Annotated in this window: 20 protein-coding genes; 4 read left to right on the top strand and 16 right to left on the bottom strand. The window is 57.8% G+C overall.

Going from position 1 to position 24817, the window contains the following annotated elements; all coding sequences use genetic code 11:
- Positions 1 to 36 precede the first annotated feature (36 nt).
- The 5 genes from FX155_RS03305 to uvrB all read right to left on the bottom strand — a co-directional run bounded on the left by FX155_RS03305 (position 37) and on the right by uvrB (position 7863).
- Positions 37 to 846 (bottom strand): Cof-type HAD-IIB family hydrolase, encoded by an 810-nt coding sequence (locus tag FX155_RS03305; protein ID WP_154487773.1) that lies wholly within the window; start codon positions 844 to 846, stop codon positions 37 to 39.
- Positions 847 to 915: 69 nt separating this feature from the next.
- Positions 916 to 1077 carry a rubredoxin gene (rd, locus tag FX155_RS03300; RefSeq protein ID WP_012937911.1) on the bottom strand — a complete coding sequence of 54 codons (162 nt, stop codon included), beginning with the start codon at positions 1075 to 1077 and terminating at the stop codon, positions 916 to 918.
- Between the two features lie 120 nt (positions 1078 to 1197).
- Positions 1198 to 3060, bottom strand: a complete 1863-nt coding sequence (uvrC, locus tag FX155_RS03295; protein ID WP_154487772.1) for an excinuclease ABC subunit UvrC — start codon at positions 3058 to 3060, stop codon at positions 1198 to 1200.
- Positions 3057 to 5876 (bottom strand): excinuclease ABC subunit UvrA, encoded by a 2820-nt coding sequence (gene uvrA / locus FX155_RS03290; RefSeq protein ID WP_154487771.1) that lies wholly within the window; start codon positions 5874 to 5876, stop codon positions 3057 to 3059. The genes uvrC and uvrA overlap by 4 nt, the downstream gene beginning before the upstream one ends.
- Positions 5869 to 7863: an excinuclease ABC subunit UvrB gene (uvrB, locus tag FX155_RS03285; protein ID WP_154487770.1), complete on the bottom strand. Its 1995-nt coding sequence runs from the start codon at positions 7861 to 7863 to the stop codon at positions 5869 to 5871. Before uvrB ends, uvrA begins: the two co-directional genes overlap by 8 nt.
- Before the next feature lie 135 nt (positions 7864 to 7998).
- Between uvrB and FX155_RS03280 the strand changes: the two genes are divergently transcribed.
- Together FX155_RS03280 and FX155_RS03275 are read left to right on the top strand one after the other, a co-directional pair.
- A complete protein-coding gene (locus tag FX155_RS03280) occupies positions 7999 to 9555 on the top strand; it encodes a DUF4127 family protein (RefSeq protein WP_154487769.1) in 1557 nt (518 codons plus the stop codon).
- 118 nt (positions 9556 to 9673) lie between these two features.
- Positions 9674 to 10165 carry a YajQ family cyclic di-GMP-binding protein gene (locus FX155_RS03275; RefSeq protein ID WP_022488124.1) on the top strand — a complete coding sequence of 164 codons (492 nt, stop codon included), beginning with the start codon at positions 9674 to 9676 and terminating at the stop codon, positions 10163 to 10165.
- Between the two features lie 282 nt (positions 10166 to 10447).
- Here FX155_RS03275 and FX155_RS03270 read toward each other — a convergent pair whose 3' ends face one another.
- Positions 10448 to 11101: a trimeric intracellular cation channel family protein gene (locus tag FX155_RS03270; protein WP_022488125.1), complete on the bottom strand. Its 654-nt coding sequence runs from the start codon at positions 11099 to 11101 to the stop codon at positions 10448 to 10450.
- 11 nt (positions 11102 to 11112) lie between these two features.
- Complete coding sequence (locus FX155_RS03265; RefSeq protein WP_154487768.1) at positions 11113 to 12342, bottom strand: GspE/PulE family protein; 1230 nt, start codon at positions 12340 to 12342, stop codon at positions 11113 to 11115.
- A 124-nt stretch (positions 12343 to 12466) separates the two neighbouring features.
- On the opposite strand from FX155_RS03265, the gene FX155_RS03260 reads away from it, so the two are divergent.
- Both FX155_RS03260 and FX155_RS03255 read left to right on the top strand, forming a co-directional pair.
- Positions 12467 to 12991 carry a hypothetical protein gene (locus FX155_RS03260; protein ID WP_154487767.1) on the top strand — a complete coding sequence of 175 codons (525 nt, stop codon included), beginning with the start codon at positions 12467 to 12469 and terminating at the stop codon, positions 12989 to 12991.
- On the top strand, positions 12988 to 14220 hold the full coding sequence (locus tag FX155_RS03255; RefSeq protein WP_022488128.1) for a type II secretion system protein GspD: 1233 nt from the start codon (positions 12988 to 12990) through the stop codon (positions 14218 to 14220). Before FX155_RS03260 ends, FX155_RS03255 begins: the two co-directional genes overlap by 4 nt.
- On the opposite strand, the gene FX155_RS03250 is transcribed toward FX155_RS03255, so the two are convergent.
- The 9 genes from FX155_RS03250 to FX155_RS03210 all read right to left on the bottom strand — a co-directional run bounded on the left by FX155_RS03250 (position 14138) and on the right by FX155_RS03210 (position 24809).
- Positions 14138 to 14806: an NUDIX hydrolase gene (locus tag FX155_RS03250; RefSeq protein WP_154487766.1), complete on the bottom strand. Its 669-nt coding sequence runs from the start codon at positions 14804 to 14806 to the stop codon at positions 14138 to 14140. The two genes, FX155_RS03255 and FX155_RS03250, sit on opposite strands and share 83 nt — an antisense overlap.
- Before the next feature lie 100 nt (positions 14807 to 14906).
- On the bottom strand, positions 14907 to 15536 hold the full coding sequence (yihA, locus tag FX155_RS03245) for a ribosome biogenesis GTP-binding protein YihA/YsxC (RefSeq protein WP_022488130.1): 630 nt from the start codon (positions 15534 to 15536) through the stop codon (positions 14907 to 14909).
- 1 nt (position 15537) lies between these two features.
- Positions 15538 to 17856, bottom strand: coding sequence for an endopeptidase La (gene lon, locus FX155_RS03240; protein ID WP_154487765.1), 2319 nt, complete (start codon positions 17854 to 17856; stop codon positions 15538 to 15540).
- A 68-nt stretch (positions 17857 to 17924) separates the two neighbouring features.
- On the bottom strand, positions 17925 to 19199 hold the full coding sequence (clpX, locus tag FX155_RS03235; protein WP_022488132.1) for an ATP-dependent Clp protease ATP-binding subunit ClpX: 1275 nt from the start codon (positions 19197 to 19199) through the stop codon (positions 17925 to 17927).
- A 43-nt stretch (positions 19200 to 19242) separates the two neighbouring features.
- Positions 19243 to 19836: an ATP-dependent Clp endopeptidase proteolytic subunit ClpP gene (gene clpP / locus FX155_RS03230; RefSeq protein ID WP_022488133.1), complete on the bottom strand. Its 594-nt coding sequence runs from the start codon at positions 19834 to 19836 to the stop codon at positions 19243 to 19245.
- 20 nt (positions 19837 to 19856) lie between these two features.
- The gene (tig, locus tag FX155_RS03225; RefSeq protein WP_154487764.1) at positions 19857 to 21176 is read right to left on the bottom strand and encodes a trigger factor; all 1320 of its coding nucleotides are present in this window, start codon (positions 21174 to 21176) and stop codon (positions 19857 to 19859) included.
- A 197-nt stretch (positions 21177 to 21373) separates the two neighbouring features.
- Positions 21374 to 22780: an alanine/glycine:cation symporter family protein gene (locus FX155_RS03220; protein ID WP_022488135.1), complete on the bottom strand. Its 1407-nt coding sequence runs from the start codon at positions 22778 to 22780 to the stop codon at positions 21374 to 21376.
- A gap of 154 nt (positions 22781 to 22934) precedes the next feature.
- Positions 22935 to 23762, bottom strand: coding sequence for a carbon-nitrogen hydrolase family protein (locus tag FX155_RS03215; RefSeq protein WP_022488136.1), 828 nt, complete (start codon positions 23760 to 23762; stop codon positions 22935 to 22937).
- A 48-nt stretch (positions 23763 to 23810) separates the two neighbouring features.
- Positions 23811 to 24809, bottom strand: a complete 999-nt coding sequence (locus FX155_RS03210) for an NAD-dependent epimerase (protein WP_154487763.1) — start codon at positions 24807 to 24809, stop codon at positions 23811 to 23813.
- Between the last annotated feature and the right edge of the window lie 8 nt (positions 24810 to 24817).

Here is a 24817-nt window from a genome sequence, read left to right as displayed (position 1 = left end):
TGGAAAAAAAGTCCGTGTAAAGTCTTCCCCGGTTCTTTATACCGGTACCTCCACCTGTTCAGTCATCACCGTCCGAAGGATCCGGGCCACCCCGTTCCGGGTATTGGGAGCCGTCACCACCCGGGCCGCCTGGCGCACCGGATCGCTGGCGTTCCCCATGGCCACTCCCAGGCCGGCGTGGGTGATCATGTCCAGATCATTGTCCGAATCCCCCACACAGAGGATTTCCTCTCCTTTGATCCCTTCCCGGGCCGCCAGAGCCTGGAGGGCATGCCATTTGTTGGTGGCGGGAGCAGTGACTTCCAGGAATCCTTTGGAAGAGCTGACGATTTTGATCTTCCCGGCATATTTCTCTTCCAGTTCCGGCCGCAGGGTCTTCACCTGGTCAGAAATCACCAGCAGTTTGTGGGGAGCCTGGGACAGGTGATGGATTTCTTCCGTTTTCACTTCATAGGGCACCCGGGAAAAATGGGAATAGAACCGGGCTTCCTTACAGTCCCGAGGCACCCACAGATGGTCATCCACATAGGCCTGGATATAGATTCCCCGGCCCAGGCAGTCATCCAGAAGAGGCTGGGCCACTTCCAGAGGCAGGGGCCAGGCTCCCAGGGTCTCTCCGGTCCGGGGATCCCGGATCAGAGCCCCGTTGTAGACCACCAGAGGACGGGTAATGCCCAGTTCCCGGGCATAGGGCAGGGCCGACCGGTACATCCGTCCCGTGGCCAGGGTCACGAAATAGCCGGCAGCTACCGCGTCTTTTACCGCCGCCGCATCTTCCGGGGCAATGTTCTTTTCTTCATCCAGCAGAGTGCCATCCAGATCCATGGCAATCATTTTCAGGGACATGGGTTTCCTCCTTCTCGTTTTCCCAACAAAAAAAGGCTGCCGCTGGAATGCGACAGCCTTTCTGGCTTTTTAGGCTTCTTCGGAGAACTGGTCTTTGCCTACGCCGCAGATGGGGCAGACCCAATCTTCCGGCAGGTCTTCGAATTTGGTGCCGGGAGCAATGTTGTGTTCCGGATCACCGGCAGCTTCATCATATACATAACCGCAAACGTCACAAACGTATTTTTTCATTGTTCGTATCCCCCTCAGGATTATTTGTTTTCTTCGCCCTCGATTATACCAAAGGTTCTTTCCTGTGGCAATAGGTTTTAAAGAAATTTTTAAGAAAAATTATTGGCTAATAACTTATTTTTATTTTCCCTTTTTCAGGCTCTCCTGCCCCTGTTCCAGCAGGGCCGTTTTTTCCAGCAGGCTGCCCTGGAGAAAAGCATGGACCCGTTCCGCCACCGGCCGGGTCATGGAATCCACTGCCGCCAGATCTTCCACAGAAGCCTGGCGCATAGCATCCAGGGAACCGAACCGTTTCCACAGAGCGGACCGTCGTTTGGGCCCCAGCCCTTCCAGATGGTCCAGGACGGACACCAGGTTCCGTTTCCCCAGCCGTTTCCGGTGGTAGGTGATGGCGAACCGGTGGGCCTCATCCCGGATGTGCTGGATCAGGTGGAGGGCCGGAGACATTTTGTCCAGCAGGATACTGGTGTGGACCCCCTCTTTGAAGATTTCTTCTTCCCGCTTGGCCAAACCGATGACGGGCACCTCCTCCGGGGTGATTCCCAGGCCCCGGATCACGGCACAGGCGGAACTCAGCTGTCCCTTGCCCCCATCGATGATAATCAGGCTGGGCAGATCTTCCAGGTCCCTGTACCGCCGATACACCACTTCTTCCATGGATTTGAAGTCGTCCGGCTTCCCTTCTGTGGACCGGAGCTTGTACCTCCGGTAATCCTTCTTGCTGGGGGCACCGTTCCGGAACACCACCATGGAAGCTACCGTCTCCCGGCCCTGGTTGTGGGAAATATCGAAACAGTCCATCCGTTCCAGGGGCTTCTCCAGTCCCAGGGCCTTCTGGAGCTGTTCCGCCGCATCCAGGTCCGTCCCTCCAAAGGCATGGCCCCGGCGGAGCCGCTCTTCCAGATTCTTCCGGGCATTGTTCACCGCCATGAGCACCAGGTCGTGCTTCAGGCCCCGCTGGGGCACCAGCAGGTTCACCGGCTTTTCGCACAGACCACTGAGCCACTGGGACAGCAGGGTCCGGTCGCTGTCTGCCAGATCTTCGCTCACCAGGATCTCCCGGGGCGGCCGGTGGTTTTCATGGTAGTACTGCTTCAGGAAATCTGCCAGCACTTCTCCTCCCGGTTCCCCGATTTCCTGGTCCAGGAAGAAGCTGTCACGGCCCAGGATCTTGCCGCTGCGGATAAAGAACACCTGGACACAGACCCCGCTGTCATCCATGGCCAGCCCCACCACATCCCGGTCCCCGCTTTCCGTGGTGGCTTTCTGTTTTTCCGCCAGCTTCCGGAGGCTCAGCAGGGAATCCCGGTACCGGGCCGCCGCCTCAAATTCCAGATTGTCCGAAGCCTGCTGCATTTTTGCGGTCAGATCCTTTTCCAGCTGGGACACCTTCCCGTCCAGCAGCAGCAGCACTGCATCCACCATCTGCTTGTATTCGCTGACAGGCACCTTCCCGGTACAGGGAGCCAGGCACCGGTGGAGATGGTACTGGAGGCAGGGCCGTTTGGCATTCAGGTTTCGGCAGTGCCGGAGGGGAAACATGGTCCGGATCAGCTTCATGGTGTCCCGGAGGGCTCCCGCATCTGCAAAGGGACCATAGTACCGGGCCCCGTCCTTCTGCACCCAGCGGGTGAGCACCATACGGGGATAGGCCTCCCCTACGGTGATCTTCAGATAGGGATAGGTCTTGTCATCCTTCAGGTCGATGTTGTACCGGGGCCGGTACTTTTTGATCAGGTTGCATTCCAGGATCAGGGCTTCCATCTCGCTGGCGGTGACAATGGTCTCGATGGAGGCCACATGGGCGTTGATGGCCCGGACCTTGGGGGACACCTGGCTGGCCGGGCGGAAGTAGCTGCGCACCCGGTTTTTCAGGATCACCGCCTTACCCACATAGATCACCTTTCCGGAGGCGTCGTGCATGATGTAGACTCCCGGGGCGTTGGGGAGCACCGCCAGGGTCTCTTTGATGGCATCGTTCATTCCAGGACCTTCTTTACATACTGGCCGGTGTAGGATTCCGGCACTTCCGCCACCTGTTCCGGAGTCCCGGTGGCAATTACCGTACCGCCCCGGTCGCCCCCTTCCGGCCCCAGGTCGATAAGCCAGTCAGCACTTTTGATCACATCCAGGTTGTGTTCGATGACCACTACGGTGCTCCCGGCATCCACCAGCCGCTGGAGCACTTCCAGCAGCTTGTGCACATCCGCCATGTGGAGCCCGGTGGTGGGTTCATCCAAAATATACAGGGTCCGGCCGGTGTTCACCTTGGCCAGTTCCGTGGCCAGTTTCACCCGCTGGGCTTCCCCGCCGGAGAGAGTGGTGGCCGCCTGGCCCAGCCGGATGTAGCCCAGGCCCACGTCTTCCAGCACCTGGAGCTTCCGGAGGATCCGCTGCTGGTTGCTGAAGTACTGGCAGGCCTCGCTGACGGTCATGTCCAGGACTTCCGCAATGTTCTTTCCCTTGTACCGGACTTCCAGAGTATCCCGGTTGTACCGGGTGCCTTTGCACACTTCGCAGGGCACGTACACATCGGGCAGGAAGTTCATCTCGATTTTCAGCATCCCGTCCCCGTGGCAGGCTTCGCACCGGCCGCCCTTCACGTTGAAGCTGAACCGGCCGGGCTTGTAGCCCCGGAGCTTGGCGTCGTTGGTGGTGCTGAACAGGGTCCGGATCAGGTCGAAGGTGCCGGTGTAGGTGGCCGGGTTGGACCGGGGAGTCCGGCCAATGGGGCTCTGGTCGATGTTGATCACCTTGTCGATATGCTGGATCCCGGTGATCCGGTCGTGGGCCAGAGGCCGTTCCCGGGCCCCCATCAGCTTCTTGGCCAGGGCCTTGTACAGGATATCGTTGATCAGGGTACTTTTGCCGCTGCCGCTGACCCCGGTAACCACTGTCAGCGTTCCCAGGGGAATGGACACATCGATGTTCTTCAGGTTGTTGGCCCGGGCTCCCTTGATGGTCAGCGTCTTCCCGCTGCCCTTCCGGCGCTGGGCCGGCACAGGGATTTTCTTCCGGCCGCTGAGGTACTGGCCGGTGACCGATTCCGGCACCTGGCTGATTTCTTCTGCCGTGCCCTGGGCCACCACATAGCCTCCGTTTTCCCCGGCCCCGGGCCCGATATCGATGATCTGGTCTGCCGCCCGCATGGTGTCTTCGTCATGTTCCACCACAATCAGGGTGTTCCCCATGTCCCGGAGGTTCTTCAGGGTTTCCAGCAGTTTGTCATTGTCCCGCTGGTGGAGGCCGATGCTGGGTTCATCCAGGATGTACAGCACCCCCACCAGTCCGGAGCCGATCTGGGTGGCCAGACGGATCCGCTGGGCTTCTCCCCCGGACAGAGTAGCCGCCGCCCGGTCCAAGGTCAGGTAATCCAGCCCCACATTGTTCAGGAAGCTGAGCCGGGCCCGGATTTCCTTCAGGATCTGTTTGGCGATAAAGGCATCCCGGTCCGAAAGCTGGAGATGGTTGAAGAAATCCAGACATTCCCGTACCGGCAGCTGGCACACCTGCTGGATATTCTTCCCATCCACAGTGATCCCCAGGACTTCCGGACGGAGCCGGGCCCCGTGGCAGGTGGAACATTCGATGGCGGTCATGAAGGATTCGTAATCCAGCCGCTGGCTTTCGCTCATGGCGTCCTTCAGCCGCCGTTTCAGCACCGGAATGATCCCTTCAAAAGGGGTATTGTGTTCGTTGATTTCCCCCATGAGATTCTGATAGGAGAAGGTGAAGATTTCGTCCGGGATCCCTTCCAACAGCTGCTGCTGGAATTTTTTCGGCAGATCCTTCCAGCAGTTCTGGAGGGAGAAGCCCCGGCTTTTCAATACGGCTGCCAATTGACACAGGAAATAGGACTTCACATTGGAGCTTACTGCCGCAATGGCCCCCTGGTCAAAAGGCTTCGTCTTGTCCGGGATGATCAGATCCGGGTCGAATTCCATGTGCTGGCCCAGGCCCATACAATCCGGGCAGGCCCCGTAGGGGGCATTGAAGGAAAACAGCCGGGGTTCGATTTCCGGCAGGCTGATGCCGCATTCCGCACAGGCGAACTTTTCGCTGTACACATGGGTCTCTCCCCCGATTTCTTCGATGGCCACGGTGCCTTCCCCCAGCTTCAGGGCTGTCTCCAGGGAATCGGTGAGCCGGCTCCCCAGGCTGGGACGGGCCATCAGCCGGTCCACCACTACGGAAATATAATGCTTTTTCTTTTTGTCCAGCTGGATCTCCTCATCCAGGGTATAAATGTGGTCATCCACCTTCACCCGCACATAGCCGGCCCGGCGGACGGTTTCCAGGATGTTTTTGTGTTCCCCTTTCCGTCCCCACACCACCGGGGCCAGGATCATGAACTTGGTCCCTTCCGGCAGTTCCAGCACCTTGTCGGCGATCTGCTGGGGGGACTGCCGTTCGATCACCTTCCCGCATTTGGGACAGTGGGGGATCCCGATCCGGGCAAACAGCAGCCGGAGATAGTCGTAGATCTCCGTCACCGTCCCCACGGTGGACCGGGGGTTCCGGCTGGTGGTCTTCTGGTCGATGGAAATGGCCGGGGACAGCCCTCCGATATAGTCCACATCCGGTTTGTCCATCTGTCCCAGGAACTGCCGGGCGTAGGCGGACAGGCTTTCCACATACCGGCGCTGGCCTTCCGCATAGATGGTGTCAAAGGCCAGGGAGGATTTTCCGCTTCCGGACAGTCCGGTGATCACCACCAGCTTGTTTCGGGGGATCTTCAGGGAGATATTTTTCAGGTTGTGCTGCCGCGCACCCTGGATCACAATGGCGTCTTCATTCATGAGCTTTTCTTTGCTCTCCTTTCAGCAGGATCAGCTGGTCCCGGTATTCCGCAGCCAGTTCAAAGTCCAGCTGTTTGGCCGCTTCCTTCATTTTCTTTTCCATGGCCCGGATCTGTTTGTCCAGTTCCCGGGGCTTCAGTTTCTTCACGGTTTTGGCCGTATATCCCTTGGCGGCGGTATCGTCCTCTTCCACCTTGGTGAGTTTGATCAGTTCCACCACTTTTTTCTGGATGGTCTTGGGTACAATCCCGTGGGCCTTGTTGAAGGCCTCCTGTTTTTCCCGTCGCCGGGCGGTTTCGCTGATGGCCCGCTCCATGGATCCGGTAATGGTGTCCGCGTACATGATCACCCGGCCGTGGGCATTCCGGGCTGCCCGGCCGATGGTCTGGATCATGGCGGTGTCGCTGCGGAGGAATCCTTCCTTGTCCGCATCCAGGATGGCCACCAGGCTCACTTCCGGCATGTCCAGCCCTTCCCGGAGCAGGTTGATGCCCACCAGCACGTCGAACTTCCCGGCCCGCAGGTCATGGATGATTTCCGCCCGTTCGATGGTGGCAATGTCCGAATGGAGGTACCGGACCCGGACCCCGGCGGTGGTAAGATATTCCGTCAGGTCTTCCGCCATTTTTTTGGTCAGGGTGGTTACCAGCACCCGTTCCTTCTGGCCGGTGACCTTGTGGATTTCCCCCAGCAGGTCGTCGATCTGTCCCTTGATGGGCCGCACTTCGATCTGGGGGTCCAAAAGCCCGGTGGGCCGGATGATCTGTTCCACCACCTGGTCGGTGGTTTCCATTTCGTAAGGCCCGGGAGTGGCAGATACATAGATGATCTGCCCCCGCTGGGCCTGGAATTCGTCAAAGGTGAGCGGCCGGTTGTCAATGGCGGAAGGCAGCCGGAACCCGTACTTTACCAGCTGTTCCTTCCGTGCCCGGTCCCCGGCGTACATGGCCCGGAGCTGGGGCAGGGTCACATGGCTTTCGTCGATTACCGTAAGGAAATCCTTGGGGAAGTAGTTCACCAGGGTAAAAGGCGGCTCTCCAGGCTTCCGTCCCGTAAGGTGCCGGGAATAGTTTTCGATGCCGCTGCAGTACCCCAGCTCCTGCATCATCTCCAGGTCGTAATTGGTCCGCTGTTCCAGCCGCTGGGCTTCCAGGAGCTTGTTTTCCCCCTTCAGCACCTTCAGCCGTTCATTCAGTTCCCGGCGGATGTCTTTCCGGGCCCGTTCCAGGTTTTCATCGCTGGTTACATAATGGCTGGCCGGGAAGATGGCCACATGGGTCCGTTTGTCCACCACCTGGCCGGTGAGCACGTCGATTTCCTCCAGGCTGTTCACTTCGTCCCCGAACAGTTCGATGCGGATGGCCTTTTCTCCGTAACTGGCCGGGACCACTTCGATCACATCTCCCCGGACCCGGAACTTGCCCCGCTCCAGGGACAGGTCATTCCGTTCATAGCGGATCTTCACCAGTTTCTCCAGGATGGCATCCCGTTCCACCGTCTGGCCCACCCGCAGAGACAGGACACTGTCGTAGTAGTCTTTGGGGCCGCCCAGGCCATAGATGCAGGACACCGACGCCACTACGATCACGTCCCGCCGTTCCATCAGGGCGGAAGTGGCCGAGTGCCGCAGCTTGTCGATTTCATCGTTCATGGAAGAATCTTTTTCAATATAGGTATCCGTGGCCGGGATATAGGCTTCCGGCTGGTAGTAATCGTAATAGGACACAAAGTATTCCACCGCATTGTTGGGGAAGAATTCCTTGAATTCGCTGCACAGCTGGGCCGCCAGGGTCTTGTTGTGGGCGATCACCAGGGTGGGTTTCTGGACCTTCTGGATCACCTGGGCAATGGTGTAGGTTTTCCCGGTGCCGGTGGCCCCCAGCAGCACCTGGGTATGGAGCCCGTCCTCCACCCCTCTGGCCAGGGCCTCTATGGCTTCCGGCTGGTCTCCTGCCGGAGCAAAAGGAGCATGGATTTCAAATGGCATAATGGTTTCTCCTTGTTCTTTCAGTATCTCTATCATTATATCATACGGAAAAAGTACTGACTGGTGAGTCTAAAGTCTTTCTTTTAGCCATACAGATAGTGTATAATAAAATGATTCTGTAAGAAGGAGGAAACCATGCATTTATCGTTCAAATCGGTACTGGCTGGCGCCCTGCTGATGTTTTCCCTGGCACCGGGCGCAGAAGCCTCACCAAAGATTCTGTACGTTCCCCTGGACAACCGGCCTGTGTGTCTGGAATATACCGTGGACACCGCCAAGGCGGCCGGCTATCCCCTGACCACCCCTCCGGAAAAGGACCTGTCCGACCATCGGGGTTCCGGGGACAATGAAGCCCTGTGGAACTGGCTGGAAAAGGAAGCCCCTCATGCAGAGGCAGCGGTGCTGGCTACGGACAGCTTGAACTACGGGGGCCTGGTGGCTTCCCGGAAACACCACCATCTGGAAAAATACCTGAAGGAAAAGGTCCATCGTCTGGAAAAGCTGAAAAAGGACAACCCGGGGCTGAAGATCTATGCCTTCAGCACCATTATGCGGACGCCCCAGCAGAGCATCGGGAAAGTGGAACCTGGGTACTACCAGGAATACGGCCCCAAGATCTTTCGTTATTCCCAGCTCCAGGACAAGGAGGACCGGGACGGATCCCTGAGCTATCCGGAAATCCAGGAACGGCAGACCCTGCTGGCCCAGATTCCCGATTCCGTCATGAAGGACTGGCGGACCCGGCGGCTGATGAATTTCCAGACCAACAAACGGCTGATCCGGCTGTGCCAGAACGGCACCTTCCATTATTTTGCCCTGGGCAAGGATGACGATGCGCCCCTGTCCCAGACCCATATGGAAGCCCGGCACCTGAAATTTGTGGGCGACGGGGTTACGGAAAACCGGTTCCAGATCCTGCCCGGGGTGGACCAGGTGGGGCTTTTGCTGGTGACCCGGGCCATCAATGAGATCCGGGGGGAAAAGCCCAGGGTCTATCCCCTGTTTGCACCCGGAGCCGGCGGCGATACCGTGCCCCTGTATTCCGATGAACGGGCGGAAGATTCTGTCCGGAACCAGATCCTGGCCAGCGGGGCAGTGGAAACCAGCCACCTGAAGAAGGCGGATCTGGTGCTGGCAGTGAACACTCCGGAAGACGGGGTCTGCCTGGATTCCACCGCCAATGACAACGCCCCCTACGCCAGCCGGGCCAACCGGGCCTTCGCTGCAGAACTGGCGGACCTGGAGACCCAGAAGCCCGTGGCTCTGGCGGATATTTCCTATGCCAACGGGGCGGACAACGGGTTCATGCTGGCCATGACCGATGCCAAAGCCCTGCTGGGGCTCACCGCCTATTCCGGCTGGAACACTGCGGACAACAGCATCGGCTATGCTCTGAGCCAGGGGATCCTGGGCAAACGGATCAAACCGGCGGAACGGGAACGGCTGCTGAAGACCCGGCTCCTGGACGACTGGATCTACCAGGCCAATGTCCGGTACCGGATCAGCCTGGGCATCGACCAGCACGATTTCAAGCTGAAGTACGATCTGGGGAAATACTACAACCGGATCCTCAGCGGTACCAACCGGCTGTTCCGCCAGTACGTGGAAGACGAACCCACCCTGAAGGGCACCCATTATACGGTGGAATTCCCCTGGAACCGGATGTTCGAGGTGGATGTGAGAGTGAAGTGAGGCCAGGCTGCAGCCTGGCTGGTCACTAGTCTCCAGTCTCTAGTCTCTAGCCACTGGAAGCCGGCTTGCCGCCGGCTTTGAACAAATTTTAACTATGTATTTACAGGAGGATTTATTTATGGCCAAGAACAGCTCTTTCGACATTGTTTCCCAGATTGACATGCAGGAACTGGACAACGCTTTGAACCAGACCCGGAAAGAAATCGAACAGCGGTATGACTTCCGGGGCTCCAACGCCACCATCGAGCTCTCTGACGGAGACCTGAAACTGGCAGCGGAAGACGAATACAAACTGGGTGCCATCCTGGACATCCTGCGTCAGCGGATGGCCAAACGGGGCCTGTCTCTCCGCAGCCTGGACCCGGGCAAAGTGGAACCTGCCGCCAAAGGCACCGTCCGGCAGACCGTAAAGCTGAAACAGGGCATCGACAAGGAAACCGCCAAAAAGGTCATCGCTGCCATCAAAGCCGCCAAGATCAAGGTGACCACCCAGCAGCAGGACGATCAGATCCGGGTGTCCGGCCCGAAAAAAGACGACCTCCAGGCCGTGATCCAGCTGGTCAAAGGACAGGATTTCGGAATCGATATGCAGTTTATCAATATGAGATAAGAAAAGGGGATGTTGCACGTTCCGTGCAACACCCCCTTAGCTGTAGAGCCGCATAGCGGCTCAAGTCTGGAGTCTGAAGTCTGGAGCCCAATGTTAAATTTGCAAGCAAATTTTTTTGAATGTGTAAAACCTTTGGACGAAATGCCCTATCAGGTTGATTTCGATTCTGGTTTTACAGAATCAAAAGGATCCGCCCAGCCAGGCGGATCCTGTCCTGAGGCTTCCGACTCCAGACTCCCGACTTCCGACTAAGGTGCTGTTGCGCATGCAACAGCACCTTTTTTATTCCTTCCCCCTCTTCCTCCTCTCCATGGGATGGATCAGCTGCCAGCGGAAGCGGACAGCGAAGAACCGGAGGGCAATCACCATGAAGGCGCCCAGCCAGGGGGCCAGGTCCTGGCTTTCGTAATGCCAGCACAGGCACATGACCAGGCTGCCGGCCAGGGAGGCGGTGGCGTACACATCGGTGTTCAGCACACTGGGCACCCGCTGGGCCATCAGATCCCGGAGCACCCCGCCTCCCACCGCTGTCAGGAGCCCCAGCATAATGGGATACACAAAGGTGTGGGGCTTGCCCTGGGACAGGCCGGTGAGGGTCCCGGTCACCGTAAAGGAAGCCAGTCCCACCGTATCCGCCGCAATATAGAAAAAAGTCACGATCTGCCGTTTCCGTCCCGCGATCCGGTAGGAGGCAAAGAGCCAGGACATGGCCAGAGCCGTAAGCACCGCCAGCAGCAGGTTTCCCGGGTTCTCCAGAGCCATGGGAGGGGTATAGCCTGCCAGCACATCCCGGATCATCCCGCCTCCCACGGCGGTAAGCACCGCCAGCACCGTGATTCCGAACACATCCATGTTCTTCACCATGCCCACAATGGCACCGGAAGCCGCAAAAGAAACAGTCCCGGCGATTTCAAACAGATTCCACAGCTGCAGCATACATCCTCCCTTTATCCCAACACTCTCAGCAGTTCTTCTCCGCTGGTCTCTCCAGCCAGTACCTTGTCCCGGCCGTCTTCCCGGAGGGAACGGAAGCCCCCTTTCCGGGCCTCCTGTTCCAGCCGTTCTTCACTCCATCCTTCCAGGATCCCCCGGCGCAGCCCGCCGTCCATCACCAGCACCTCCTGGAGAGGCAGCCGGCCGGCATAGCCCGTATGACGGCAGTGGGGGCATCCCTGGGCCCGGTACAGGGTCCGTGGCTCTTCCAGCCCCAGATACTTCCATTCCCAGTCCCTTTCCGTTACAGTATACGCCTTTTTGCACTCCCTGCACAGTCTCCGGACCAGCAGCTGTCCGGCTACGCCCTGGAGAGCAGAAGCCGCCAGATAGGGCTCCACTCCCATGTCCAGGATCCGGTTCACCGCCCCTGCCGCCCGGTTGGTGTGTAGGGTACTCAGTACCCGGTGTCCGGTAAGAGCTGCCTGGATGGCCATGGCCGCCGTTTCTCCGTCCCGGATCTCCCCGATCAGGATGCAGTCCGGGTCCTGGCGTAGGATGCTCCGGAGGCACCGGGCAAAAGTCAGCCCGATTTTAGGCCGCACTGCCACCTGCCGGATCCCCGGAAGCTGATACTCCACCGGGTCCTCCACGGTGATGATGTTCTGGTGCTCCCGGTCCAGGGCCGCCAGAGCCCCATACAGGGTGGTGGATTTGCCGCTGCCTGTGGGCCCGGTGACCAGGAACAGTCCGTGGGGCTGCCGGAGACACTGGGACAGCCGCTGCCGGTTGGCATCACTGAACCCCAGCCGGGACAGATCCAGGGGCAGAGCCTCCTGGTCCAGCAGCCGAAGCACCAGGTTTTCTCCGAACAGGGTGGGCAGGGAGGACACCCGCACGTCCACCGGCCGGTCCCGCCACCGGATCTGGAACCGTCCGTCCTGGGGCAGCCGTTTTTCTCCAATGTCCAGCCCGGACAGGATTTTGAACCGGGAAAGCAGCGGATCCTGGAGGTTCCGTTCCACCTGGCAAAGGGGCTGGAGCACTCCGTCCACCCGGCAGCGGATCGTCATCCGGTCTTTTTCCGGTTCCAGATGGATGTCGCTGGCTCCCCGTTCCAGGGCCTTTTCCAGCACCTGCCGGGCCAGACGGACAGCCGGCGATGCCGTATCCTCTCTTCCTCCTTCCAGAGGATTGTTCCACCGGTTTCCACCGGAAACACTGCCATAGGGATGCCCGAACATGGCTCTTCTCCTTTCTGACTGACCGTTCACTGTCTCTTTTCCTCCGTTCATGACCCGAGGGGTAGGAAAATTTCCTGAAATTTCCTATAATGGAACCTGAATCCATTTCATGAAGGAGGTTCCCATGTTTTCCTTACCGTTTTCTTTTTCTTCGCTCCCCGCTCTGTCCTCCCGGCTGGGACTGGGCCTGATGCTGGCAGCCGCCGGCACCGGTTCCGCCCTGTATCTGTTCCCTTCTCCCTCTCTGCCGGATTTTCCGCCCCTGCCTGCTCTTGCAGAAGAAGAAACGGCGGAACCATTGAAAAAGCCGGTCCGTCCCAAGCCTCTGCCCCGGCGGGACCCCTTTCGGCCTCTGGATCATCCGGTCGGGACCCTTGCCCCCGGGAAAAAAGTTCCAGCCGTCCCGATTCCCTCCGGAATCCCGGCGGCTCCGGCTGCTTCCCAGCCGGCTCCTTCCCTCCAGGTCTGCCGTCTCTTGGGGATCCTGGAAATGAACGGCACCCGGAAAGCTCTGGCGGCCCTGCCGGAAGGACACCGTCTCCTGGGCAAAGGAGATGAACTCCCTGGCCTGGGTTCCATCACCCAGGTCCTGCCCTCTGCCCTGGAATGCGGGGCCCGTCAGATCCGGATCGGGGAGGTATGGCCATGAAAAGACTTTCTGTCATTTGTTTCTGTATTTTCTGCTTTTTTACACCGGTCAAATGGGTTCTGGCCGCTTCTCTGGAAGATCCCATTTCCCTTTCCGTGGAAAATGCCCCCACCGGTGCCGTGCTCCAGAGCATTGCCCAGCTGTCCGGCCGGAGCCTGATCCTGGACGAGCCGGCCTCCAGCACCCTGTCCCTGGAGCTCCATGAGATGCCCCTGTCCCAGGCGCTGGAAGCCGTCACCCGCAGCCAGGGGCTCTGCTGGAACCTGGAAGGAGATACCCTGTGGGTGGCCCGGCCGGAACGGATGGACGCCCTGGACGGCCGTCTGTCGGTGCATCCGCTGGAATACATCTCCGCCCGGGAAACCGCCGAATCCCTAAAGCCCCTGTTTTCCGCTCCCCTGGCCTGGTCAAAAGGAGCCAACGCCATTTTGTTCCACGGATCCCCGGGAGAGGAAAACCGGCTGAAGGAGGCCCTGAAGGCCCTGGACCGGCCCACCCGGCAAATCACCCTGGAAGCCCGGATCCTGTCCCTGGGGGAAACCGCCTCCCGGGAACTGGGGCTCCAGTGGGACTGGAGTCCTCTGCCGGCCGGCAAAGACCAGGGAGAAGAAAACATGGCCGGCCGGATCCATCTGGGCCACGGGTACGGAGCCAATTTCCAGGCCCGGCTCAGTGCCCTTTGCCAGGAAGGAAAGGCCAAGGTGCTGGCCACCCCCCGGATCATCACTCTTCCCGGCCGGGAAGCCAGTATTTTCATTGGGGACCATATCCCGGTGGTGACGGAAAAGGTCACCAACAGCACCACCACCAGCACTACGGAATATGTGGATGCGGGGATCCGGCTTTCCTACACTCCATACCTGAGCCAGGACGGACTGATCACCGCCAAAGTCCACACGGAAGTGAGCACTCCCACCCTGATCGCGGAACTGAAAAACTACCGGATCACCAGCCGTACGGCGGATACCCATGTACGGCTCCGGGAAAAGGAAACCCTGGTGATCGGCGGGCTGATCAGCGAACAGGAACAGCACCGGCTGGAGGCCATTCCCCTGCTGTCCAAACTGCCCCTTCTGGGAGAGCTTTTCAAGTTCCGGAGCCAGAGCCGGAACCGGACGGAGGTATGCATGATCCTGACCCCCTATCTCAGTGATCCCGGTGTGCTGCCTCCGGAAGGATCCCTCCCTGCCGGACCCGTTCCAGGAACTGATGGAGGATCCGGCCGGTAATGCCCCAGATGATCCGCTTCTTCCAGGGGTAGAAGAACACTTCATAGCCGCCCCGGATGTTCCAGCCGTCCTGGAAGCCATAGGCCCACTGAGATGGAAATCCCGGTTCCTGCCGGCTGGCCAGGGACAGTTTCCCCACCACCGGATGGATGGCCAACAGGTCCTTCAACGGGACGGAAAACACTTCCCCCACTTCCTGCTTGTCCAGCTGGAGAGAGACCTGGCTGGGCAGGATCCCGGCAAAGGGATAGATCATGGGACCGGAATAGCCGTAGAAATAGTCCAAAGGCCCCAGTACCTGGATTTTGTCTTCCGGGATGCCCAGTTCTTCCCGGGTCTCCCGGAGGGCAGTGGCGCAGAAGTTGGAATCCGAATCCTCCCGATGGCCTCCGGGAAAGCAGATGTCTCCCGGCTGCCAGCTCATGTTGGCGGCCCGGACCTCAAAAAGGATTTCCCACCCATGTTTGGTCCAGCGCAAAGGCAGCAGCACGGCGCTTTCCCAAAGCCGGAGGGTTTTATCCACCCGCTGCCGCTGGTCCGGCCAAAGCCCGGCCAGTTTCTGCCGCTGTTCCATTTCCTGACTCATACCCGTTTCTCCCTTCGTTTTTGTATCGAACATAACAGAATTGTACAATATTTTTAGGAAATGGTAAAGGGGCTGTTGCTTTCGCAACAGCCCCTTTCTTTTATTCCAAATGCTCCATGATCCGGTTGATCAGTTCTTTTCTTGTGGTATGACTGGTAGAACTGTAGGTCATGATCTGCTCGTCCCCCAGGCCGAAGGTCTTCTGGTACAGGGCCTTCTGGCTGGCCACGGCGCCCTTGCTCAGCTTGTCGCTTTTGGTCAGGATCACCATAATAGGCAGTCCCAGGCTCAGCAGCCACTGGTAGCAGTCGATGTCGCTTTCCATGGGTGCATGGCGGATGTCCATAAGCACACAGACCAGCTTCAGGTACTGGGAATTCTCCATGTACTTGCAGATAAAGGCGGACCACTGCTCCTTGTTCCCTTTGCTGGTCCGGGCAAATCCGTACCCCGGCAAATCTACTGCATAGTAGGTGTGCCGGTCCACTTTTTCCTCCTGCTGGCGCTTGGCCTGGAAGGAATAGAAGTTGATGGTCTGGGTCTTGCCGGGAGAGCTGCTGACCCTGGCCAGGCCCTTCCGCCGGGCCAGGGAATTCAGCAGGGAAGATTTTCCCACATTGCTCCGTCCGATGAACGCCACCTCGTCAATGGTATCCTGGGGATACTGGGTGGCCTTTACCGCCGAAGCCACATAGGAAGCACCGATGATGTCCCACTCTTTTCCTGCCATGTTATGCCTCCAGGGCCAGTTTGGTCACCTGGTCCATACTGTCCACAGGGATAAAGGTCATGTCATTCCGGACTTTTTCCGGGATTTCCTCCAGATCCTGCTGGTTCTGCCGGGGAATCAGCACCGTCTTCACACGATACCGGTGAGCTGCCAGGACCTTTTCCTTCAGGCCGCCGATGGGCAGCACATGGCCGGTGATGGTGATTTCCCCGGTCATGGCCAGGTCCGCCTTCACCTTCCGTTTGGTCAGGGCACTTTCCATGGCCGTGGCCATGGTAATCCCCGCAGAAGGACCATCTTTGGGAATGGCCCCTTCCGGCACATGGATGTGGATATCCACTTTCTCATTGAAATCCGGATCCAGCCCCAGTTCCTTGGCCCGGGAACGGATGTAGGTAAAGGCCGCCTGGGCGCTTTCCTTCATCACATCTCCCAATTGCCCGGTGAGGACCAGTTTGCCCTTGCCTTCGCAGACCACCACTTCGATCTTCAGCAGTTCGCCGCCTACACTGGTCCAGGCCAGACCGGTGCAGACCCCTACTTCGGACCGGGCCCGCATGTCGCTTTCCAGGAAAATGGCTGGTCCCAGGTAATCTTTCAGATGGGCCGGAGTCACACTGACTTTGGCCACTCCGTCTTCCACGATTTTCCGGGCTGCCTTTCGGCAGACAGTGGCAATCTTCCGTTCCAGGTTCCGGACCCCGGCTTCCCGGGTGTAGTCCCGGATGATGTGCTGGATGGAAGCAGCCCCCAGGCTCAGCTGTTTGCCGGTCAGGCCGTTGGCCTTCCGTTCCTTGGGCAGCAGGTGGAGCTGGGCGATCTTCAGCTTTTCCTCGTCGGTGTAGCTGGACAGTTCGATCACTTCCAGCCGGTCCAGGAGCGCCGGCGGGATGGTTTCCACCGTGTTGGCGGTCACGATCCAGAACACGTTGCTCATGTCATAGGGGAATTCGATGTAGTGGTCGCTGAAATGGCTGTTCTGTTCCGGATCCAGCACTTCCAACAGGGCAGAAGCCGGATCTCCCCGGAAGTCCGCCCCCATCTTGTCCACTTCATCCAGCAAGAACACCGGATTGTCGGTGCCGCAGTCGATCATCCCATTGATGAGCCGGCCGGGCATGGCCCCGATGTAGGTCCGCCGGTGGCCCCGGATTTCCGCTTCATCCCGGATGCCCCCCAGGCTGATCCGGGTGAATTTCCGGTTCACAGCCCGGGCAATGCTCTGGGCCAGACTGGTCTTCCCCACGCCGGGAGGCCCCACCAGACAGATGATGGGCCCCCGGTTGCTGTGGGTCAGGGCCCGCACTGCCAGGTAGTCCAGGATCCGTTCCTTCACCTTTTTCAGGCCGTAGTGGTCCTTGTCCAGCACCGCAGCCGCCTTCTTCAGGTCGTAGTTGTCCTGGGTCATCTTCCCCCAGGGCAGGCTCAGCACCGTGTCCAGATAGTTCCGGATCACTGCGCTTTCCGCCATCATGGGAGGCATCTTGTACAGCCGGTCCAGCTCCTTGTCCAGCTTTTCCTTCACATCGTCAGGAAGCTTCACCTGCTGCATCTTTTCCTGGTATTCCTTGACTTCGGAGCCTTTTTCGCCTCCTTCGTCCAGTTCTTTATTGATGGCCTTCAGCTGTTCCCGCAGGTAGTATTCCCGCTGGTTCTGCTCGATCTGCTTCCGGACCTGCTGGGAAATGTCCTTTTCCAGGTTGACGATTTCCAGTTCCTTGCACAGATACCCATAGAGCAGGTGCAGCCGTTCCTTCACATCCACTGCTTCCAGGAGTTTTTCCTTTTCCTCCACATCGATGGTCAGGTACCCGGCGATCATATCGGCGATTTTCCCGGGATCCGGCTGATCCTTAAAGGTGAGCAGCACTTCCGTGTTCACTTTCTTGCTGGCCAGCACCCACTGTTCGAAGGTTTCCACCAGCATCCGCTTCAGGGCTTCCACTTCGTTGGAGTGGTCATTGATGTCTTCCCGTTCCGCCACATAGGCTTCCAGGTTCATCCCTACCGCGTCCACCACGGAGATTACTTCCACCCGGGTAAGGCCTTCCACCAGGATCCGCATGGCCCCGTTGGGCAGCTTCAGCAGCTGTTTGATTTCCGCGATCACCCCGAAATTGTACAGGCTCTTGGCAGTAGGATCATTTTCTTCCGCAGACCGCTGGGTCACCAGCAGGATCCGCTTTCCCATATTCATGGCGCTTTCCACCGCCCGGATGGAACGGTCCCGTCCCACATCCAGATTGATGATCATCCCGGGGAACACCAGGATCCCCCGGAGCGGCAGCAGCGGCAGTCTCATAGTATTGGCATCCAACATCTTGTTTCACCGTCCTTGTCGAATAGAGAAAAAGGGAAAAGGGATGCCGGCACCCCTTTTCCTTTTCTCTAGGCATTCTTTCTTGTATCGTTATCTTCCTGCTTCAGCAACAGCTTGGGTTCCTTGTGCTTGGTCACCACATCCGCTGTCACGATGCATTTTTCCACATTGTCCCGGCTGGGCACCTCGTACATCACGTTCTTCATGATGCCTTCGATGATGGCCCGCAGCCCCCGGGCGCCTGCATTCCGGGCCAAAGCTTCGTGAGCGATGGCCTTCAGGGCTCCCTCGTCGAAATCCAGTTCCACATGGTCCATGGCCAGCAGATGTTCATACTGCTTGGTCAGGGCATTCTTGGGTTCCGTCAGGATCTTGATCAGGGCCTTTTCGTCCAGGTTGTCCAGGGTCACCACCACCGGCAGCCGTCCTACGAATTCGGGGATCAGGCCGTACTTCACGAAATCCTCCGGCAGTACGTGCCGGAAGGGGTTTTCGCTCTTCTTTTCCGCCTGGGTGGGGATGTCCGCCCCGAAGCCCATGCTCTTCTTCCCGGTCCGGGCGTTGATCACGTTCTCCAGGCCGGCAAAAGCGCCGCCGCAGATAAAGAGGATATTGGTGGTATCGATCTGGATCAGTTCCTGATGAGGATGCTTCCGTCCTCCCTGGGGAGGAACATTGGCCACCGTACCTTCCAGGATCTTCAGCAGAGCCTGCTGGACCCCTTCCCCGGACACATCCCGGGTAATGGAAGGATTCTCGGACTTCCGGGAAATCTTGTCGATTTCGTCGATATAGATAATGCCCCGTTCAGCCCGGGCAATATCATAGTCTGCATTCTGGATCAGCCGGAGCAGGATGTTTTCCACATCTTCCCCCACATAGCCCGCTTCTGTCAGGCTGGTGGCATCCGCAATGGCAAAGGGAACCTTGAGGATTTTGGCCAGGGTCTGGGCCAGCAGGGTCTTGCCGCTGCCCGTAGGCCCCAGCATCAGGATGTTGGACTTCTGAAGTTCCACATCCTGGTGGTGTCCCTGTTCATAGTTGATCCGTTTGTAGTGGTTGTATACCGCCACAGCCAGGGTCTTCTTGGCCTCTTCCTGACCAATTACATACTGGTCCAGGATGGCCTTGATTTCCTTGGGCTTGGGCAGATCCGTAATGGTTTCTTCCGCCGGAGCTTTCAAATCCTTCTCCAGCATCTCATTGCACAGGGCAATGCACTCATCACAGATAAACACATTGTGGCCGGCGATCAGTTTCTTTACCTGGCTCTGCTTTTTCCCGCAGAAGGAGCAGGTATAGTCCGGACCCTCCAGGCCGTTGTTCTTGTCATCGTAACCCATCTGAAACCCTCCTTACAGCCAGGGCAAGATGGACACTTACCCCTTATTTCTGGGTCTTGATCTGATGGACCACCTGGTCGATCAGACCATATTTTGCGGCTTCCTCAGCGGTCATGAAATGATCCCGTTCCGTATCCAGACGGATCTGTTCCGGGGTCTGACCGGTGTGGCTGGCCAAAATCTGGTTCATCTCTTCCCGGATCCGCAGGATTTCACGGGCATGGATCTCAATGTCCGTGGCCTGTCCCTGGGCCCCTCCCAGAGGCTGATGGATCATCACTCTGGAATGAGGCAGGGCATAGCGTTTTCCTTTGGCGCCGGCTGCCAGCAGTACGGAAGCCATGGAGGCCGCCATTCCCACACAGATGGTGGAAACATCCGGACGGATGTACTGCATGGTGTCATAGATCGCCAGCCCGGCACTGACACTGCCGCCCGGGCTGTTGATGTAGAGATGGACATCTTTGTCCGGATCTTCGGACTCCAGGAACAGCAGTTGGGCAATGATCAGGTTGGCCATGTGATCTTCGATTTCCCCGGTGACGAAGATGATCCGATCCTTCAGCAGCCGGGAATAGATGTCATAGCTCCGTTCGCCTTTACTGGTCTGTTCTACCACAATAGGCACATAGCTCATGCCGTCCACCTCCTGGGATTTTATTTTTCTTCAGCAGCTTCTGCGGCCTTGGGAGCGTTTTTGGCGCTGTCAATGACCAGACGGGCAGCTTTCCGGCGGGCAATGTTGCTCACCAGCACAGCCAGGGAACCGTTTTCTTTCACGATCTTTTCCACCTGTTTCAGGGTAGCACCGTGCATGGCACCCAGCTGTTCCATTTCGCTGCGGATTTCGTCTTCGCTGACTTTAATGCCTTCCTTCAGGGCAATGGCATCCAGGACCAGATCGGTCTTGATGTTTTCCAGAGCCACCGGTTTCTGTTCATCCCGGTAGGTCTTCACATCCTTGCCCAGGTACTGCAGGTACAGAGGCAGGCTCATTTTGTGAGCTTCCAGGTTCATGGCCAGTTCGTCCATCATCTGGTTGGCCCGCTGGGTCACCATCACATCAGGCACTTCGAATTTGGCATTTTCTACAGCCTTTTTGATCAGGTTGGCTTCGTAGTCGGACTGAGCCCGCTGAGCTTCGGCCTTTTTCAGACGATCCATGGTCTTTTCCCGGAATTCAGCCACGGTCTTGCTGTCGCTATTGGCAGCAATCAGTTCGTCGTTGACTTCGGGAACTTCCTTCACTTTCACATCCTGGACAGTGACTTTGAACACAGCCTTTTTACCGGCCAGTTCCTTGGAGAAGTAGTCTTCCGGGAAGGTTGCGTTCACATCCGTGGATTCACCCTTTTTCAGGCCAACCAGCTGATCTTCAAAGCCGGGGATGAAGCTGTTGCTGCCCACTTCCAGAGGATAGCCCTTGCCTTCGCCGCCTTCGAAAGCTTCGCCGTCAATGGTGCCGGCAAAGTCGATGATGGCCAGGTCACCTTTTTCCAGAGCCTTGCCTTCCGGAGCTTCCACCATCTTGGAGGCCCGTTTCTGCAGGTTTTCCACTTCCTTGTCCACATCAGCGTCGGTAATTTCCTTTTCGTCCTTCACTACGTCCAGATCTTTGTACTGGCCCAGTTCCGGTTCCGGACGCAGGGTGACCACCAGGGTCATTTCCATGGGCTGACCTTCTTCGAACTTGGAATCTTTGATTTCAGGATCGGAAACGGGAACCCACTGGTTTTCTTTCAGGGTTTCTCTATATTCACTGTTGGCAGCGATTTCGAAAGCTTCTTCTTTGATGGCGTCTTTGCCTACGTGCATTTCCAGCACACGACGGGGAGCTTTGCCCTTACGGAAGCCAGGGATCGTTACCTGTTTGTTGATCTTGGCAACTGCTTTTTCAAAAGCCTTGGCTACGTCTTCAACCGGCAAAGTGACTTTCAGAGTTGCTTCATTACCTTTTCTTTCTACGGAAACGCTCATTTAAAAAAATCCTCCTCACATGCTGTCAGCCATTTTTATTTGTCTCATGCTTAACAGTCTGTCGTAATTGCTTAAAAAACCGCTCATATAGCATAGCACAAAAGGTGGAAATAAGCAACCAAAAGTCAGACAGACAGGAAAAAGGCAAAAGAAAAACTCCCCCTGTGAGGAGGCAGGGAGAGTTTGGTTGTCCGGAATTATTTCCAGTAATCCAGCTCGGATTCGTCCAGACCGATATTGGATGCCTTGAATACCGGGTTTTCCACTCCGGCATCCAGCTGTTTGCCGTAATCGTCCATCACTGCAATGGCCGTGCCGTTCAGGGCCAGGATGGAAGGGATGTTGATCAGGCACATGAAGGCCATGCAGATATCAGCCACAGCCCAGGCGTTGTCCATGGACATGCCGGCGCCCACAAAGATCACCAGCACCGCCAGCAGCCGGAAGCCCTTCATGAAGCCGGCACTGGGAGTCTTTTTCCCGTTCAGGTAGGCCAGGCAGTTGTCCACATAGAACAGGTTCCCAATCAGGGTGGTAAAGGCAAAGAGCACCATGGCCACGGTGATCATAATGGGACCGAAAGCCCCGAAGTCTGTCTGGGTGGCAGCCTGTACATAGGGAGCCCCGGCCATGGCCTTGGTGGGTACCACCCCGGAGAATATGCACATGAGGGCGGTAGCCGTGCAGAGCACCGTATCGATGAACACGGACAGCATCTGCACCAGACCCTGCTGGGCCGGATGGGCCACATCAGCCGCAGCGGCGGCGTTGGGGGCGGACCCTACACCGGCTTCGTTGGAATACAGGCCCCGTTTGATGCCATACATCATGCAGGAACCGCTGATACCCCCCAGGATCTTCTGGAAGTCAAAGGCATCGGCGAACACGGCGGACAGCACGGAGGGAATCATCCCGATGTGCATCACAATGATCACCAGGGCCAGGATTACATACAGAACCCCCATAAAGGGCACCAGCACTTCCGTCACCCGCATGATCCGTTTGCCGCCGCCCATGAGACAGTAGCCCACCAGCACAGCCAGGATGGCCCCGATGACCCAGGAGGTGACCCCTTTTTCATAGAATCCGTACACGCTGAAGGTGGACTGGAGGTTGTAGGAAGCCAGGGCATTGAACCCGCCGGCATAGGTGATGATCAGGAAGAAGGCAAAGGCCCCTGCCAGCAGTTTGTTGTGGAGAGCGATTTCAATGTAGTAGGCCGGTCCGCCGTAGCTGTCCCCGTTGGCATCCCGGCGTTTGTACACCTGGGCCAGAGTGCTTTCGATGAAGGCCGTAGCACCGCCGATGATGGCAATGGCCCACATCCAGAACACGGAACCGAAGCCACCCAGGCACAGGGCGGTGGAGATACCGATGATGTTCCCGGTGCCCACCCGGGAAGCGGTGGAAACCATCAGAGCCTGGAACGAAGATACGGACCCTTCCTTGCTGGGCTTCTGCATGACCACTCGGATGCATTCCCGGAACCAGCGGAACTGAATCAGTCGGGTCCGAACCGTAAAGAACAGGCCGGCTGCCAGCAGCACGATGACCAGGATGGGATAATACAGTACGTCGTCCATGGTGGTAAGTATTTGTGACATTGACATTTGTCCTCCCTTTCAGGGCTTTTTCCTGTTCCTCTGCAGAAAAAAGCGTAATATGATACTTTACATTATACACTATGGACAAGAAATTGACACGTTTCCGTAAAAATAATGTACGAAAATGGGGTGCGAAAGAATTCACACCCCATTTTTACAACATTTTCAATTCATACACATCCGGCCGCCGGTTGTCCAGGGTAAAGGTGCTCTGGCGGACTTTGGTCACGTAATCCAGGTCGATTTCGGCGGTGATGACCCCCGGCTTGTCCGACGCCCTGGCAATTACCGTGCCCCAGGGATCCACGATCAGAGAATTCCCGTAGGCGGTGAACCGGGGCTTCTTCCCCATCTGGTTGGGAGCGATTACGTAACATTCATTCTCGATGGCCCGGGCCCGGACCAGCACTTCCCAGTGGTCCTTCCCGGTGTTCACGGTGAAATTGGCAGGGACAGCAAAAATCTTCGCCCCTTCCAGGGCCATGATCCGGAACATCTCTCCGAACCGGACATCGTAGCAGATGGCCAGGCCCAGTTTCCCCCATTCCGTATCCCCCAGGGCAAGGGTCTTCCCCGGGCACACCCGGTCGCTTTCCCGGCTGGTTACCCCGTTGGGCAACACCACGTCAAAGGGATGGAGCTTGGCATATTTGGCGGCCAGGGTTCCGTCCGGGCGCACCAGGAAGGTGGTGTTGAAGGGACGGGCCGGGTCTTCCGGATTGCTTTCATAAATGCTCCCGGCTTCCAGCCAGATCCCCAGTTCCCGGGCCAGTTCCGCCATCTTCCGGAAGGTGGGACCTCCAGGGATGGTTTCTGCTTCTCCGGCCATATCCCGGCCGATGTAGTTCATGGATTCCGGCAGCACCACCAGACTGGCTCCCCTGGCGGCCGCCTCCCGGATATAGCCTTCGGCCGCAGCCAGATTGGCATTTTTATCATCCTGGGAGTCCATCTGGACAGCAGCAGCAATGAATTTGGTCATGTGGGTCTCCTCTTCACTCTTCACTCTTCACTCTTCACTCTTCACTCTTCACTCAACATGATAATACTCCCGGTACCACTGGGCGAACTTCCCCAGCCCTTCGGTAATGGTGGTGCTGGGCCGGAATCCGAAGTCACGTTCCAGTTCGCTTACGTCCGCATAGGTCTGGTACACGTCCCCGGGCTGCATGGGCAGGTATTCCTTCTCCGCCGTTTTTCCCAGGGCCTTTTCCAGGGTCTCGATGAAAGTCATGAGCTTTTCCGGGTGGTTGTTCCCGATGTTGTAGATCTTGTACCGGTCCCCCTCCTCATTGGCCTTGGGAGGATGGCACAGCATGTTCTGGATGCCGGTGACAATATCGTCCACATAGGTGAAGTCCCGGTACATGTCCCCCTGGTTGAAGATGGTGATGGGTTCCCCCTTCATGATCTTGTTGGTGAATTTGAAATACGCCATGTCCGGCCGGCCGAAAGGCCCGTACACCGTAAAGAACCGGAGGCCGGTGGCCGGGATCCCGTACAGATGGCAGTAGGTATAGGCCATCAGTTCGTCAGATTTCTTGGTGGCCGCATAGAGGCTGATGGGATGATCCACATTGTCCGTGGTGGCAAAGGGGGTCTTCTTCTGATTCCCGTATACGGAGGAACTGGAAGCGAACAGCAGATGTTCAGGCTGGAAATGCCGGCAGGCCTCCAGAATGTTGAAGAACCCCACAATGTTGGAATCGATGTATTCCCTGGGATGGTCGATGCTGTAGCGGACCCCGGCCTGGGCCGCCAGGTTCACCACAATGTCCGGCCGGAAATCCCCAAAGGTCCGGTCCACCGTTTCCTTGTCCGCCAGGTCTCCCTGGGTGAAGGAAAAGGCCGGGTACAGTTCCAGCCGGGCCAGCCGGTCCTTCTTCAGCTGCACATCGTAATAGGCGTTCATGTTGTCCAGTCCGGCCACCCGGGCCCCCAGGGACAGCAGCCGTCTGGCCAGGTGATAGCCGATGAAGCCGGCGGCTCCGGTGATCAGGATTTTCTTGTTGGCGTCAAAAGGTTCCATAACTGCTC

Origin of the sequence: Acidaminococcus fermentans, from assembly GCF_009696675.1 — a bacterium.
GTDB lineage: Bacteria > Bacillota > Negativicutes > Acidaminococcales > Acidaminococcaceae > Acidaminococcus.
The sequence above is the reverse complement of the archived record's forward strand: the minus strand, read 5'-3'. Positions and strand labels throughout refer to the sequence as shown.

What these genes read in the sequence shown, in the direction of transcription:
- FX155_RS03255 (WP_022488128.1), top strand. Translation starts at nt 12,988, where the DNA reads ATGAAAAGACTTTCTGTCATTTGTTTCTGTATTTTCTGCTTTTTTACA.
- yihA (WP_022488130.1), bottom strand. Translation starts at nt 15,536, where the DNA reads ATGGCAGGAAAAGAGTGGGACATCATCGGTGCTTCCTATGTGGCTTCG.
- FX155_RS03305 (WP_154487773.1), bottom strand. Translation starts at nt 846, where the DNA reads ATGTCCCTGAAAATGATTGCCATGGATCTGGATGGCACTCTGCTGGAT.
- uvrC (WP_154487772.1), bottom strand. Translation starts at nt 3,060, where the DNA reads ATGAACGATGCCATCAAAGAGACCCTGGCGGTGCTCCCCAACGCCCCG.
- clpX (WP_022488132.1), bottom strand. Translation starts at nt 19,199, where the DNA reads ATGGGTTACGATGACAAGAACAACGGCCTGGAGGGTCCGGACTATACC.
- tig (WP_154487764.1), bottom strand. Translation starts at nt 21,176, where the DNA reads ATGAGCGTTTCCGTAGAAAGAAAAGGTAATGAAGCAACTCTGAAAGTC.
- FX155_RS03220 (WP_022488135.1), bottom strand. Translation starts at nt 22,780, where the DNA reads ATGTCACAAATACTTACCACCATGGACGACGTACTGTATTATCCCATC.
- FX155_RS03250 (WP_154487766.1), bottom strand. Translation starts at nt 14,806, where the DNA reads ATGAGTCAGGAAATGGAACAGCGGCAGAAACTGGCCGGGCTTTGGCCG.
- rd (WP_012937911.1), bottom strand. Translation starts at nt 1,077, where the DNA reads ATGAAAAAATACGTTTGTGACGTTTGCGGTTATGTATATGATGAAGCT.
- uvrA (WP_154487771.1), bottom strand. Translation starts at nt 5,876, where the DNA reads ATGAATGAAGACGCCATTGTGATCCAGGGTGCGCGGCAGCACAACCTG.
- FX155_RS03275 (WP_022488124.1), top strand. Translation starts at nt 9,674, where the DNA reads ATGGCCAAGAACAGCTCTTTCGACATTGTTTCCCAGATTGACATGCAG.
- FX155_RS03260 (WP_154487767.1), top strand. Translation starts at nt 12,467, where the DNA reads ATGTTTTCCTTACCGTTTTCTTTTTCTTCGCTCCCCGCTCTGTCCTCC.
- FX155_RS03215 (WP_022488136.1), bottom strand. Translation starts at nt 23,762, where the DNA reads ATGACCAAATTCATTGCTGCTGCTGTCCAGATGGACTCCCAGGATGAT.
- FX155_RS03265 (WP_154487768.1), bottom strand. Translation starts at nt 12,342, where the DNA reads ATGTTCGGGCATCCCTATGGCAGTGTTTCCGGTGGAAACCGGTGGAAC.
- clpP (WP_022488133.1), bottom strand. Translation starts at nt 19,836, where the DNA reads ATGAGCTATGTGCCTATTGTGGTAGAACAGACCAGTAAAGGCGAACGG.
- FX155_RS03270 (WP_022488125.1), bottom strand. Translation starts at nt 11,101, where the DNA reads ATGCTGCAGCTGTGGAATCTGTTTGAAATCGCCGGGACTGTTTCTTTT.
- FX155_RS03210 (WP_154487763.1), bottom strand. Translation starts at nt 24,809, where the DNA reads ATGGAACCTTTTGACGCCAACAAGAAAATCCTGATCACCGGAGCCGCC.
- lon (WP_154487765.1), bottom strand. Translation starts at nt 17,856, where the DNA reads ATGTTGGATGCCAATACTATGAGACTGCCGCTGCTGCCGCTCCGGGGG.
- uvrB (WP_154487770.1), bottom strand. Translation starts at nt 7,863, where the DNA reads ATGCCATTTGAAATCCATGCTCCTTTTGCTCCGGCAGGAGACCAGCCG.
- FX155_RS03280 (WP_154487769.1), top strand. Translation starts at nt 7,999, where the DNA reads ATGCATTTATCGTTCAAATCGGTACTGGCTGGCGCCCTGCTGATGTTT.